This window comes from Streptomyces sp. S063, from assembly GCF_002832675.1.
In the GTDB taxonomy this organism is placed as follows: domain Bacteria; phylum Actinomycetota; class Actinomycetes; order Streptomycetales; family Streptomycetaceae; genus Streptomyces; species Streptomyces sindenensis.
This window is the reverse complement of record NZ_CP021707.1, coordinates 200520-215455: the sequence shown is the minus strand read 5'-3', so window position 1 is coordinate 215455 and position 14936 is coordinate 200520. Positions and strand designations below refer to the sequence as shown.

Below are 14936 nucleotides of genomic sequence, written 5' to 3'. Positions count from 1 at the left end.
GTGGCCGCTCAGTTCACCGCGCGGACCGATACCGGCGTCCAGGACGTCCCACGGCTGGCAGCCCGGGGCGTCACCGTCGGATACGGTGACCGGACGGTCATCGACCAGCTCGACGTGGCCATCCCGCCCGGGGTGATCACCACGATCATCGGCCCCAACGGCTGCGGCAAGTCGACCCTGTTGCGCACCCTGACCCGGCTGCTCAGACCGTCCGGCGGCACTGTCGTCCTGGACGGGGAGGACATCGGCACGCTCCGGACCAAGGACGTGGCGAAGAAGCTCGGACTGCTGCCGCAGGCGCCGGTCGCCCCGGAAGGGCTCACCGTCGCCGACCTCGTCGCGCGGGGACGCCACCCGCACCAGAGCTGGCTGCGGCAGTGGTCCTCGGACGACGCCGACGTGGTGCGGCGCGCCCTGGCCATGACCGGGGTGGCGGACCTCGCCGACCGGACGGTGGACTCCCTGTCCGGCGGCCAGCGCCAGCGCGTATGGATATCGATGACCCTCGCCCAGGGCACCGATCTGCTGCTGCTGGACGAGCCGACCACGTATCTGGACCTGGCCCACGCCATCGACGTGCTCGATCTGGTCGACGATCTGCACGAGTCGGGCTGCACCGTCGTCATGGTGCTGCACGATCTCAACCTGGCCACGCGCTACAGCGACCATCTCGTCGTCATGCGCGGGGGAGCCGTCCTGGCCCAGGGGCATCCCCGGGACGTGATCACCGCGGAGCTGCTGCACGAGGCGTTCGGGCTGCGGGCCAGGGTGATCGACGACCCGGTGGGCGACCGGCCGCTGATCGTCCCGATCGGCCGGGCCCATGTGCGTACCGAACCGTGGTCCGAGGTGTGAACAGCAGCTTCACCAAGGGACCTTGACGATGTGACAGGTCCAACTCGTCGTGATCAGGTGAAAGTTGATTAGTTAGGCTAGGCTGGCCTCACTTGCTCGGGGTACAGTCTGAACGCCCTCATACCGGGGCGCAGTGGACAGCGCGAAAGCAAGGGATTTGACGATGCTTCTCCATCGAACGACGCCCCGGAAGCCGTGGCAGAGGCTGGCCGCGGCGGTGTCCGCTGCCACCCTCGGCGTCGGCCTCCTCGCGGGATGCGGCAACGACTCGGCGGACGAGAAGAAGGGCGACGACGCCCCGGCGGCGGCCGAAGGCGCGTTCCCGGTCACCGTGGAGCACGCGTTCGGGTCCACCGAGGTCAAGAAGGCCCCCCAGCGGGTCGTCACCGTCGGCTACACCGACGACCAGGCCGTCCTGGCGTTCGGCATCAAGCCGGTCGGCATGGTCGACCAGTACCCGAACCCGGCCGGTCAGACCCCCGACATCAACACCCAGTGGCCCTGGGTGAAGGACAAGTGGGGCGACGCCCGCCCCGAGGTCGTCATGAAGAACGGGGACGCCGGACCCAACTTCGAGAAGATCGCGTCGCTGCGCCCCGACCTGATCATCGCGGTCTACTCCGAGGTCGACGAGGCGGCCTACGAGAAGCTCTCCAAGATCGCCCCGACCGTCGGCCGCACCAAGGGGGAGAAGGAGCTCTTCAGCGCCCCCTGGCAGGACAACGCGGCGCACATCGCCAAGGCGCTCGGCAAGGAGAAGGAGGGCGCCGAACTGATCAAGGGCATCCAGACCAAGCTGGACGCCGCCAAGAAGGCCAACCCCGACTTCGGCGGGCAGAAGGCCGTCGCCCTGTCCTGGTACAAGGACTCCATCTCGGCCTTCACCTCCACCGACGTACGCGGACGGCTCGTCACGGGTACCGGATTCACCTACCAGACCGAGATCGACAAGATCGCCGACGGCGGCTTCTCCACCGAGCTCTCGCCCGAGCGCATCGACCTGATCGACGTCGACCGGATCTTCGTCGTCAATGACAAGGCCGACACGGAAGCGCTCAAGAAGTTCGAGCTGTTCGCCAACCTGCCGGCCGTCAAGAACGACCAGGTCTCCTACCTCCTGGACAGCGAAGGCCCCGCGGTCGGTGCCGCGATGTCCCAGGGCACCCTGCTCTCCCTGCCGTACGCGATCGACGAACTCGTCGAGTCGGCCAAGTAGCGATGGCGACCCGACGGCCCGTCCCCCGGCGAGAATCGGTCTTCGTGTGACTGTCACCGACACCCCCGCCGCCCCCACGACCCTGCGCACGGCGAGCGGGAGCGAAGCCGCCCGCTGGGTGGCCCGGCACTGCCGGCGAGCCCCCTGGCTGACGGCCTCCACCGTCCTCACCACGGTGGCCGGGGCCGCGCTCCAGGTGCTCCCCGTACTGCTGCTCGGGCAGGTCGTCGACGGGATCGTCGGGGGCGAGCCCCGCTCGATACTCCTCACCATCGGCATCCTGATGGTGGCTGCCGCCCTGTTCGGCGCGGCGGCCACCGCGGCCTCCACCTTCCTGATCGGGAAGCTGGGCGCCGAACTGCTCGCCCGGCTCCGCGAGGAAGCCGTACGCGCCGTGCTCGGCATGCCCAGCGCCCGCGTCGAGGAGGTCGGCCGGGGGGACGTGCTCTCCCGTGTCGGCGACGACGTGGCCGTCATCTCCAAGGGCATCCGGGCGGCCGTCCCCACCGTGTTCTCGGCGGGCGTCCTCGTCGCCATCGCGACGATCGGCATGTTCGGCCTGGACTGGCGGCTCGGCCTGGCCGGAGCCTGTGCCCTGCCCGCGTACGCGCTGGCACTGCGCTGGTACCTGCCCCGCTCCGCGCCCCTCTACCGCAAGCAGCGGGCGGCCCAGGCCGACCGCGCCCAGGCCCTGATCAGCGGACTCAACGGGATCGACACCGTCCGGGCCTACCGCCTGGAGGACGCCGTACGCGAGAAGGTCACGGACGAGTCGTGGCGGGTGCGCAACCTCGGTATCGAGGTGTTCCGCTTCTTCGGCCGGTTCGTCGGCCGCGAGAACCGGGCCGAGTTCATCGGACTCGTGCTGATCCTGGTCGTCGGATACGCCCTGCTGGAGGCGGACGCCGCCACCCTCGGCGAGGTGTCGGCGGCACCGCTGATGTTCCACCGCCTGTTCACCCCGCTCGGCGCCATCATGTTCACCTTCGACGAGGCCCAGAAGTCCGGCGCGAGCCTCACCCGCCTGGTCGGCGTCTTCTCGGAACCCTCCGAGGAGCGCTTGGTGGGCGACGCCTCGGTCGCCGCCGCCCCCGTCGCGCCCTACCCGGTCACGGTCCGGGACCTGGCGTTCACCTACCCCGGGGCCGAGGATCCCGTGCTGCGGGACGTGTCCCTGTCCATCCCGGCCGGCGGCTCGCTCGCCCTCGTCGGGGCGACCGGCGCGGGCAAGTCGACCCTGGCCGCACTCATCGCGGGCATCGGCAGACCGCAGGCCGGATCGGTGCACATCGGGACGCACGACCTCGCGGACATGGACGAGGCCGGGGCCCGCGCCCTGGTCAGCATCCTGACCCAGGAGACCCACGTGTTCTCCGGCCCGCTCGCCGAGGACCTGCGGCTCGCCGCACCCCTCGCGAGCGACGACGACCTGATGGACGCCCTCCGCACGGTCGGCGCCGGGGAATGGGCCGCATCCCTCCCCGACGGCCTCGCCACCCCGGTCGGCGAGGGCGGCGAACGCCTGGACGTCACCAAGGTCGCCCAACTGGCCCTGGCCAGGCTGGTACTCCGCCGGTCGCCGGTGGTCGTGCTCGACGAGTCGACCGCCGAGGCGGGAAGCGAGGGCGCCGCCGAACTGGAACGCGCCGTGCTGGCCGCCTGCTCCGGCCGGACCACCCTGTTCGTGGCCCACCGGCTGACCCAGGCGATGGCCGCGGACCGGATCGCCGTGCTCGACGCCGGACGCGTGGTGGAGGAAGGAACACACGGCGAACTGGTCGAACGGGGAGGACAGTACGCCCGGCTGTGGCGCGCCTGGCGCGAGGGAAGTTAGCGGCAGACCAGGCCACGGCCGTTCAACTCGCACGCCTCGAAAGGACGCTGAGACTCGATGTCGCAACCGGGCGCTTCTCGCATACGGCTTTCCCCCACTCAACTGGCCGCCGTACGTCGGCGGATCGGCGACCACGGCGAACGGACCGTCGTCGAGGCGTGCGCCGTCGCACTCGCGTACTGGGCGACCGGCAAGGGTCCCGACGGCATGGACCTCACCCCCGCCACCCCCTTCCCCGACCTCCTGGGCCGGGCCGGCAGCGGCACCAGCCGCGCCCAGGGGTGGGAGACCGACGTCCGGGCCCTCGGCATCACCGTGCCGCCCGGCGTCGACCCTGCCGCAGCCCAACGGGCCCTGGACGACCTGGCCGACTTCCCGGACCGGCCCCTCGGCACCATCGGCCCGTCCGGCCCCCGGGACCGGGCCGAGGAGCTGGCCCGGTGGAACGACACCCGGGCCGACCGGGACCGGCCGGCCGTCATGGAGCTGTTCGCCGAGCAGGCGCGCCTGCGGCCGGACGCCGTCGCGATCGTCGACGAGCACCGCTCACTGACGTACCGCGAAACAGCCCGGCTCTCCGCCCAGCTGGCCCATCACCTGATCGAGCGCGGCCTCGGGCCCGAACAGGTCGTCGGCATCTCGCTCGACCGCTCCGCCGACATGGTCGTCGGCCTCCTCGCCGTACTCCGGGCCGGCGGCGCCTTCGTCCCCCTCGACCCCCGGTGGCCCGCCGCCCGCCGGTCCGTCGTCGCCGAGGACGCCCGGATCGTCCTCCAGCTCAACGCCACGGGCAAGGCCGATGCCGCGGAGCCGGACGCCGTCGCCGTCGACCTCGGCGACTGGAAGTACGGCGACCGCCCGACGGACGCGCCCGACGTGACCGTCCCCGGCGGCTCACTGGCCTACGTGATCTTCACGTCCGGTTCGACCGGCAGGCCCAAGGGCGCGATGATCCGGCACGAGGCGATCAGCGAGCGCCTGCTCTGGCAGTCCCGCGAGATCCTCCGTTTCGGCCACGACGACGCCTCGCTCTTCAAGGCTCCGCTCTCCTTCGACATCTCCGTCAACGAGATCTTCCTGCCGCTCACCACCGGCGGCCGGCTCGTCGTCCTGCGGCCCGGCGGAGAACGCGACCCGCACCACCTCCTCGGCGTCATCGAGGAACAGCGCGTCACCTTCACCTACTTGGTCTCCTCCATGCTGGACGTCCTCCTGGAGATCGTGGGCGACTCCGGCCGCCTCGACAGCCTGCGGCACGTCTGGTGCGGCGGCGAGGTCCTCACGCCGGAGCTCTACGAGCGCTTCCGCACCCGCCTCGACATCCCGCTGTACCACGGCTACGGCCCCGCCGAGACGACCATCGGCGTCTCCCACGTCATCTACCGGGGGCCGCGACACGCCTGTCGACATCGATCGGCAAGGCCAACCCCAACACCCAGCTCTACGTCCTCGACGACGAACTGCGCCCCGTCCCGGCCGGCGTCGGCGGCGAACTGTACGTCGGGGGGCTCCTGTTGGGGCGCGGTTACGCGGGCGCGCCCGGCCTCACCGCCTCCCGCTTCGTCGCCAACCCCTTCGCCGCCGACGGCTCCCGGCTCTACCGCACCGGCGACCTCGCGCGGTACGCCCCGGACGGATCGCTGGACTTCCTCGGCCGCGCCGACAACCAGATCAAGATCCGGGGCATGCGGCTGGAGATCGAGGACGTCGAGGCGGGCCTCGCCGAACACCCCGGTGTACGGCACACGTGCGTCGTCGCGAGGAAGAACACGGCGGGCGGCACCTACCTGGTCGGCTACGTCATCCCCGCGGGCGGGCACGAGGACCTGAGCGCCGACGACGTCAAGGCATGGGCCACGGCCGCCATGGTCGAGTACATGGTGCCCACCCATGTCGTCGTCCTGCCGGAGTTCCCGCTCACCGCGAACGGCAAGGTCGACCGGAACGCGCTTCCCGAGCCCGCCACGGACACCCGCGCCCTCCAGGCCCCCGCCACCGAGAACGAACGGCTGGTGTGCGAGGCCGTCGCCGCGGTGCTGCGCCTGGACGCCGTCGGCACGGACCAGGACTTCTTCCAGCTCGGCGGCGACAGCATCCTGGCGATCTCGCTGCTCAGCGCCCTGCGCGAGGCCGGCCTCCACGTCACCGCACGCCAGATCTTCGCCCACACCGTCGTCGGGGCACTGGCGGCGGTGGCGAGCCGGGAGTCCGTCGCCGCCGTGGACCACGGCGACGTCGCCACCGGCACCGTCGTCGGATCACCCATCGTGCAGTGGCTCGGCGAGACCACCGACGCCATCGACGGCTTCGTGCAGTCGGTCGTCCTCACCGCGCCGGCCGAGCTGACCCCCGACGCCCTCGACGACCTCCTGACCGCCGTGCTCACCCGGCACGACATGCTCCGCGCCCGGCTGGTACGGGGCGAGCGCTGGGGCTTCGACATCCCCGAGGCCGGTGCGACCAGCCGCTGCTGGGAGCAGAGCGACGCCCCGGTCGAGGACTGCGTCGCCCTCGCGACCGCCGCGCTCGACCCGGACCGCGGCATCATGCTGCGCGCCGTCTGGCGCCGCGCGGCATGCCAACTCGTCCTGGTCGCGCACCATGTGGTCATCGACGGTGTGTCCTGGCGCATCCTGATGGACGACCTGGCCACTGCCTGGCGACAGCACTCATCGGGGTCGCCCGTCGAACTGCCGCCGGTGGGAACGTCGTTCAGGCGCTGGACCCAGCTCCTGGGCCGCACCCCGTTCGACGCGGACCGTACGCACCACGCCAGCACGCTTCCCGCCGCCGACGCGCCGATCGGCAGGCGGGCCCTCACGGCGGACGACACCGTGGCCCGTGAGCAGACCCGGACCGTGGCGGTCGACCCCGTCACCACGGCGGCGCTGCTCGGGGAGATCCCCGCCATGTTCCACGCGGGCGTCAACGACGTCCTGCTGACCGCTCTCGCCGTCGCCCTTGCCCGCTGGCGACGCGAACGGGCCAGGACCAGACCTTCGCCCACATCGAACTGGAAGGGCACGGCCGTGAGAGCCGGTTCGTCGCGCCCTCGGCCGGATTCGAACCCGAACTGTCCCGTACCGTCGGCTGGTTCACCACTCTCCTCCCCGTCACCGTGGACCCCGGAACAGCGAGCGACCTCACCGCGCCCGACTACCTCGCCGCCGCTCTCAAGGCGGTCAAGGAGGACCTCGCCCGCGTACCGGCGGGCGGCCTCTCCTACGGGGCCCTGCGCTACCTGACCGGCGACGGACCGACCGGGCACCCCGCTCCCCAGGTGCTCTTCAACTACCTGGGCCGCTTCGACGCAGGCGGCCCGGGCGACTGGCAGCTCGCGGGAACGACCGGACAGCTGGGCGAGAAGCGCGACCCCCGCATGCGGCTGCCGCGCGCCCTGGAGTTCAACGCGATCGCCGAACCCGACGCGAGCGGCGCGTACGAACTGGTCACCACCATCTCCTGGCCGGAAGGCGTGTTCACCGAGGACGACATCACCACCCTCGGCGACCACTTCCGCTCGTCCCTCACCGCCCTCGCCGCGCTCGAGGACGGCGGCCACACGCCCAGCGACTTCCCGCTCGTGCCGCTGACCCAGGCCGACGTGGACGCGCTGGACGGCCCGGCGCTGCGCGACATCCTGCCGCTGACCCCGCTTCAGGAGGGCCTCTACTTCCACTCCGTCTTCGACGACGACGCCACGGGCAGCTATGTCGAACAGCAGGTGATGACGCTGGACGGCGACGTGGACGCCGACCGGCTGGCGGCGGCGGCCACGCGGCTGCTCACCCTCTACCCCAACCTTGCCGCCCGCTTCACGGCCCTCGCGGACGGCCGGGTCGTCTCCGTCGTCGAGAACGGCAGGAGCGCACCCTTCACCACCCTGGACGGCCCCGCCCGCACCGACGAGGAGATCCGCGAACTCGCCGAGCGGGACCGCCGGGCCGGCTTCGACCTCGCCACCGGGCCCCTGATGCGCTACACCCTGATCCCCGCCGACGCGGGCCGCTGTGTCCTCGTCCAGACCGTGCACCACATCATCGCGGACGGCTGGTCGGTGCCGCCGATGCTCCGCACCCTGCTGGCCGAGTACCACCGGCCGGGTTCGGTGTACGCGCTCGGCGGCTACCGCGACTACGTGGAGTGGCTCGCCGCGCGCGACCAGGACGAGAGCGACCGGGTATGGCGCGAGGAGCTCGCCGGACTGCCCGGCCCCTCCCTGGTCGCCGAGGGCCACACCCCCTCCGAACGGTTCGCCGACGTCACCGCGGAGCCCGCCGAGGACATCGACGTGGCCGCCCGCACCGCCGGAGTCTCCCTGAGCGTGGCCGTGCACAGCGCGTGGGCGGCGACCCTGGGCGGGCTGCTGCACAGCAGGGACGTCGTCTTCGGCTCCACCGTCTCCGGGCGCGACGCCGACGTCCCCGGCATCCGCGACATGGTCGGCCTCTTCATCAACACCATCCCCGTGCGGGCCCGTTGGTCGTCCACCGATACGGCGTACGACCTGCTGGACGCCGTCAAGCGGCATCAGGGAGCGGTCCTTCCGCACCAGCACGTCTCACTGGCCCGGACCGGCCGGCAGAGCGGCACGGGCACCCTGTTCGACACCCTGGTCGTCTTCGACGTCGCCACCGATGTGGCCGCCCTGCGCGAACCCGACGACACCCTCGTCATCACCGGCATCGTCAACGAAGGCGCACCGCACTACCCGTTGACGCTCGTCGTCGAGCGCGCACAGGACGGCCGGCCGCGCTTCAACCTGATCTACGACGGTGAACTCCTGCGCGCCGCGAGCGCCGAGGCGATCCTCACCACGTTCGCCCGGACCCTCACCGAACTGCTCGGCCGCCCGGACGCCCCGGTCGACGCGCTGCTCCCCGCGCCGGACGGGGCTCCGGTGCGGGAGGCCCCGGCCACCCTGGGCGAGCTGTTCGACGCCGCCGCGCTTCGCGACCCGGCGGCCACCGCCGTCACCCAGTGCGCGCTGGACGGCACCACCCGCTCCCTCGTCTACGGTGAACTGGCGGCGGAAAAGGACGCGTTGGCCTCCACCCTGCGCGCGGCCGGGGTCCGCCCCGGGCAACGGGTCGCCGTCGCCGTCCCCCGCTCCCTGGAACAGGTCGTCGCCCTGGTCGCCGTCGTCACCGCCGGAGGCGCGTACGTACCGCTGGACCCGGCCTACCCGGACGAGCGGCTGGAGTACATCCTCGCCGACGCCGCCCCGCAGGCCGTCCTCGTGGACCGGGAGCAGCGGGGCCGGTTCACCCGGCTGCTGGAGAAGGCCCAAGTGGCGGCCCGCGTGCTCGTCCAGGACGAGGACCTTCCGCAGGCCGCCGGACCCGCCGCGCCCGAGGTCCGGCCGGGGGACCCGGCGTACGTCATCTACACCTCGGGTTCGACCGGACGGCCCAAGGGCGTCGTCGTCCCGCACTCCGCGGTGGCGACGCTCCTCGCCAACACCCGGCCGGACATGGACTTCGGCCCCGACGACGTCTGGGTCCAGTTCCACTCCTTCTCCTTCGACTTCGCCGTCTGGGAGCTGTGGGGCGCACTCGCCCACGGAGGCGAACTGCTCGTCCCCGACTACGCCCTGACCCGCTCACCGGTCGACTTCCACCGGCTGGTCCGCGAACGCGGCGTGACCGTGCTCAACCAGACCCCGTCCGCCTTCCACCAGTTCGTCGAGGCCGACCTGCGCGCCGAGGAACCGGTCACGGCGCTGCGCCGCATCGTCTTCGGCGGCGAGGCACTCGACCTCGGGCGGCTGCGCGGCTGGGTCGAGCGGCACGGCACCCGTGCGCCCGAACTGGTCAACATGTACGGCATCACCGAGACCACCGTCCATGTCACCCACCGGGTGCTGACGGACGAGGACTTCACCCGTGGCGGCGACACCAGCCCCATCGGCGGCCCGATCCCGGGCCTGACCGTCCATCTGCTCGACGACCGGCTGCGGCCGGTGCCGCCGGGCCGGGTGGGCGCCATCTACGTCGCGGGCGACCAGGTGTCCCTCGGCTATCTGGGCCGCCCCGGGCTCACCGCAGGGCGTTTCGTGGCGAACCCGTTCGCCGCCGACGGCTCCCGGATGTACCACACGGGCGACCTCGCCCGCCGGACGCTCGACGGTGAGCTGGAGTTCGCGGGCCGCGCCGACGACCAGGTGCAGTTGAAGGGATTCCGTATCGAGCTGGGCGAAGTCGAAAGCGCGGTCCGGGAGGTGGCGGGTGTCGTCGATGCGGCCGTCACCGTGGCGGACAGCGGCGACCACCTCGTCGCCCATGTCGTCGGCGAGCCGCCCACCGGCCTCTCCGCCCTGCTCGCCGCCAAGCTCCCCCCGCACATGGTGCCGGGCCGGGTCCTGCCGATCGGCGTACTGCCACTGACCGTCAACGGAAAGCTGGACCGCAAGGCCCTCACGGAACGGGCGGCACAGCAGGACGACACCCCGCACGCGACCTCGCAGCGCCCGGACGACTCCGCACTCACCGCCCTGACCGGCATCTTCGCCGAGACCCTGACCGGCGCCACCGTCGACGCCGACACCGACTTCTTCGGCGCCGGGGGCGACAGCATCGTCGCCATCGCCGTGATCAACCGAGCCCGGGCACTCGGCCTGCCGATCGCACCCCGGGACGTGTTCCTGTTCAAGACACCGCGCGCCCTCGCCGACCACCTCGCGACGCGCGCCCCGGCCCCCGCGCCGTCGGCACCCGCCCGCCGCGAGGACGGCCCCCTGCCCCTCACGCCGATCATCCTGCGCCGGCGCGAACTGGGCGGCTCGCTCGCCCGGTTCGCCCAAGCCAGGGCCCTCACCGTCCCCGCCGGCACCGGCCTCGCGGACATCCGGCGCGCCGCCGACGCCGTCGTGGCCGCACACCCGGCCCTGCGACTGCGCCTCCACATCGAGCACGGTGTCTGGTCCCTGCGCACCGAACCCGCCCGCACGGCCTCCGTCGTCACCGAGCACACCACCGACGCGACCGCCGCCGCCAACGAGGCCGCCGGGCGGCTCGACCCCTCCACCGGGGACGTCATCGCGTTCTCCTGGCTCCCGGCGAGCCGCACCCTGGTCGTCACCGTCCACCACATCGCCGTGGACGCGGTGTCCTGGCTCGTCCTCCTCGACGATCTGACCACCGTCCTGAGCGGCCGCCCCGCCCTGCCGCCGACCACCTCCTACGCCGCGTACGCCGAGGCGCTGGCCCTGCGGTCCGCCGAGGCGGCCGACGAGCTCGGCCACTGGATCACCACCCTGGGCGCCCCGGCACTCGTGCCCACGGTCCGAGGGGCCCGGGAGACCACCGTCGTCCTGCCGCCCGGCGTCAGCGACCGGGTGACCCGCGACGCGCCCGGCGCGCTCGGCCTCGGCCTCACCGAGCTGCTCTGCGGAGCCCTGCGCACCGCGCTGACCCGGATCCAGACCGAGCCCACCGACCTCGCCATAGACCTGGAGCGGCACGGCCGCGTCCCGGCCCGGGACGACCACGACTACTCCCGCACCGTCGGCTGGTTCACCTCCATCGCCCCCGTACGCCTGACCGCGGGCACCGACCCCGTCGCCGCCGCCCGCGAGCTTGCCGAGCACCAGCCGGACGGGGACGGGCATGTCGCCTACGGGCGGCTCCGCTACCTCAACCCCCAGACGGCCCCGCTGCTGACCGCCCGGCCGCAGGTCCTCTTCAACTACCTCGGCCGGGGCAGCGAATCGGAAGCCCTGCGGATCACCGGTGCCGACCAGGGCGACAGCCCGTACGCCGTCGAGGTCAACGCCTGGACCGACGGGACCACCGGCTCCCTCCACGCCGTCTTCACCCTCGCCGACGCCGTCCCCGACGCGATCACCGGCCACTGGCTGACCGCCCTGGAGCAGATCGCGGACGCGTCCACGACCGCCGAGCGCACCGCGCCCGTCACCCCGCTCCAGCGCGGCCTGTACTTCCAGGCCCAGCTGACGGGCACAGGCACAGGAGCGGCATCGGATGCGGTTGCGGAAGCGGGGAGTTCGGGAGCGGCCGGCCCGGCCGGGCACTATGTCGCGCAGAGCTGGTTCGCCTTCGACCGCCGCCTGGACCCCGACGCGCTGGCCGAGGCGATGGCGTACGTCATCGGCCGCCACCCCGTCGTCGGCGCGGGATTCACCACCGATCCGGACGGAAACCCGGTCCAGGTCCTGCGGGCGGGCCGCCGCGTCCCCGTCCGCACGCTCGACCTGGCCACCGACGCCGAGGTGGAGGCGCTGCGTACCCGGGACCGCGCACAGGGCTTCGACCCGGCGGAGCCGCCGCTCGTCCGGATGACCGTGGTCCGGCTGCCCGACGGCCGCGACGGCCTGCTGCTCAGCTACCACCTGCTGCTCTGGGACGGCTGGTCCCGCGAGATCCTGCTGCGCGACCTGTTCGACGCGTACGAGGCCGTCGTCGCCGGCGAACCGTGGGACGCGACGCCCGCCGTACCCGGCTTCGAGGAGTACGCCCGGGAGCTGGCAGCCAAGGACCCGGCCGTGGCGGAGCGCTTCTGGGCGGAGCATCTGGCAGGTCTGCCGGGGCCGACCCTCCTCGCCGGACCGGCCCCGGCCCTGGCCGATGAGCTGCCGCAGCCGCTCGTGCACACCCTCTCCGCCGAGCTGTCGGAGACGCTGCGCGAGACGGCCCGGACCCGGGGCGTCACGCTGAACTCGGTGCTGACCGGCGCCTTCGGCCTCCTCCTCGGGGCCCGCACCGGCCGGAGCGACGCCGTGTTCGGCGTCACCGTCTCGGGACGCGAGGGCGAAGGGCACGGCGACATCGTCGGCGTGCTCCTCAACACCGTCCCTCTGTGGACGCGGGCCAGGCCCGACGACTCGGTCGACGCCTACCTGTCCTCCGTACAGGCGGCGCGCGTCGCGGCGATGGACCACGAGCACCTCGGCCTCGGCGAGATCCAGCGGGCCGCCGGACACGACACCCTGTTCGACAATCTGTTCGTGCTGCAGAACTTCCTGGACCTGGACGCGTTCGCCGAGATGAACGCCCGCCACGGCATCACCGAGGTCCGTGCCGACGACTCCACCCACTACCCCTACACCTGGGTCGTGACGCCCGGCGACCGGCTCACGGTCAAGCTGGAGCACCGCCACGGCGACGCCCACAGCGCCCGCCGCCTCCTCGACGACTACCTGCGCGTCCTGGAGGATCTCGCCGGGGCCACCGGCCCGATGGGCGCGCTGCCCGGACTCGGCCCGGCCCCCGTGCCCGCCGCGCGCACCGAGGTCGGCACCGACACCGTCGTCGACCGCTTCGACATCGCTGCCGACCGCGCCCCGGAACGGACCGCCCTCGTCGCCGGCGGCGCGACCCTGACCTTCGCCGAACTCCAGGAGCGCAGCCGTGCCGTGGCGGGCGTCCTCGCCGCGCGGGGCATCGGGCCCGAGACGACGGTGGGCCTGGCGATCCCGCGCTCCCTCGACTGGATCGCCGCCCTGTTCGCGGTGTTGCGGGTCGGGGCCGCGTACGTACCGCTGGAGCTGGACCACCCCGACGAGCGGATCGCCGCGATCGTCGAGGACGCCCGGCCCGAGGTGATCCTCACCGTCAGTGCGGTGTCACCCCGGCTGTCCGGCGAACTCATCGAACTGGACCGCCCGTTGCCGGAGGCAGAACCGTACACGACGTTCGCGCCGGAGGACCCGGACCGGCTGCGCCACCCCGCGTACACCATCTACACCTCGGGATCGACCGGGAAGCCCAAGGGGGTCGTGACCGAATACGCGGGCCTGACGAACATGCTGATCAACCATCAGCGCCGCATCTTCGAGCCGGTCCTCGCCGAGCACGGCCACCGCACCTTCCGCATCGCGCACACCGTGTCGTTCGCCTTCGACATGTCGTGGGAGGAGCTGCTGTGGCTCGCCGACGGCCACGAAGTCCACATCTGCGACGAGGAGTTGCGCCGCGACGCACCCCGTCTCGTCGACTACTGCCTGCGGCACGGGATCGACGTCATCAACGTGACGCCCACCTACGCCCAGCAGTTGGTGGCCGAAGGGCTGCTGGAGGACCCCGAACGGCGCCCCGCGCTCGTTCTGCTGGGCGGCGAGGCCGTCACCCCGACGCTCTGGCAGCGCCTCGCCGAGACCGAGGGCACCGTCGGCTACAACCTGTACGGGCCAACCGAATACACCATCAACACCCTCGGCGTCGGCACCTTCGAGTGCCAGGACCCGGTCGTCGGCGTCGCCATCGACAACACCGAGGTGTACGTCCTGGACCCCTGGCTGCGACCGCTGCCCGACGGCGTTCCCGGCGAGCTGTACGTGTCCGGCATCGGCATCGCCCGCGGTTACCTGGGCCGCAGCGCCCAGACCGCGCACCGCTTCGTCGCCTGCCCGTTCGGCGCACCCGGGGAGCGCATGTACCGCACCGGGGACCTGGTGATCCGCCGGCCCGACGGGAACATCGCCTACCTCGGCCGCACCGACCAGCAGGTCAAGATCCGCGGTCACCGGGTCGAGCTCGGCGAGGTGGAGGCCGTGTTCGCCGCACACCCGGCGGTGCGGTTCGTCGCCGCCGTCGCCCAGCCCGACCCGGGGGTCGACGGCGCGTACCGGCTGGCCGCCTATCTCGTCCTCACCGGCCCCGTCGGCCTCGCGCAGGTCGCGCACGAGGTGGGCGCCGGGCTGCCGGACTTCCTGCGCCCGACGCACTACGCCCAGGTCGACGCCATCCCGCTGACGGTGAACGGGAAGGCCGACACCAAGGCGCTGCCGGAAGCAAGGCCGCTGGGGGCCCTGACCACGGCGGGGGAGCGCGGCCCGGAGACCGGGACGGAGCGCGTCGTCTGCGAGTTCTACGCCGAGGCGCTCGACCTCGACGACGACGAGGTCAGCGCGGTCAGCGACTTCGTGGCCCTCGGCGGGCACTCCATGCTGGCGGTGCGGCTGATCGGACTGCTCCGCCGCGAGTACGGTCCTGTCATCACCATCCGCGATCTGTTCACCCTGCGCACCCCCGAAGCGATCGCCCACCACCTCGACGAGAACTCCTGACCCTG

The 14936-nt window shown here is 72.4% G+C and carries 4 protein-coding genes and 1 pseudogene; all 5 read left to right on the top strand.

Going from position 1 to position 14936, the window contains the following annotated elements; all coding sequences use genetic code 11:
• On the top strand, positions 1-855 hold the full coding sequence (locus CCZ36_RS00950) for an ABC transporter ATP-binding protein (RefSeq protein WP_128816861.1): 855 nt from the start codon (positions 1-3) through the stop codon (positions 853-855).
• 163 nt (positions 856-1018) lie between these two features.
• Positions 1019-2071, top strand: coding sequence for an iron-siderophore ABC transporter substrate-binding protein (locus CCZ36_RS00945; protein WP_069735126.1), 1053 nt, complete (start codon positions 1019-1021; stop codon positions 2069-2071).
• Between the two features lie 46 nt (positions 2072-2117).
• The gene (locus CCZ36_RS00940) at positions 2118-3905 is read left to right on the top strand and encodes an ABC transporter ATP-binding protein (protein ID WP_128816860.1); all 1788 of its coding nucleotides are present in this window, start codon (positions 2118-2120) and stop codon (positions 3903-3905) included.
• Positions 3906-3962: 57 nt separating this feature from the next.
• Positions 3963-6826 (top strand): annotated as a pseudogene (locus CCZ36_RS36835) (amino acid adenylation domain-containing protein); the annotation flags it as partial.
• Positions 6827-7023: 197 nt separating this feature from the next.
• Complete coding sequence (locus CCZ36_RS00935; protein WP_443069781.1) at positions 7024-14931, top strand: amino acid adenylation domain-containing protein; 7908 nt, start codon at positions 7024-7026, stop codon at positions 14929-14931.
• Positions 14932-14936 lie beyond the last annotated feature (5 nt).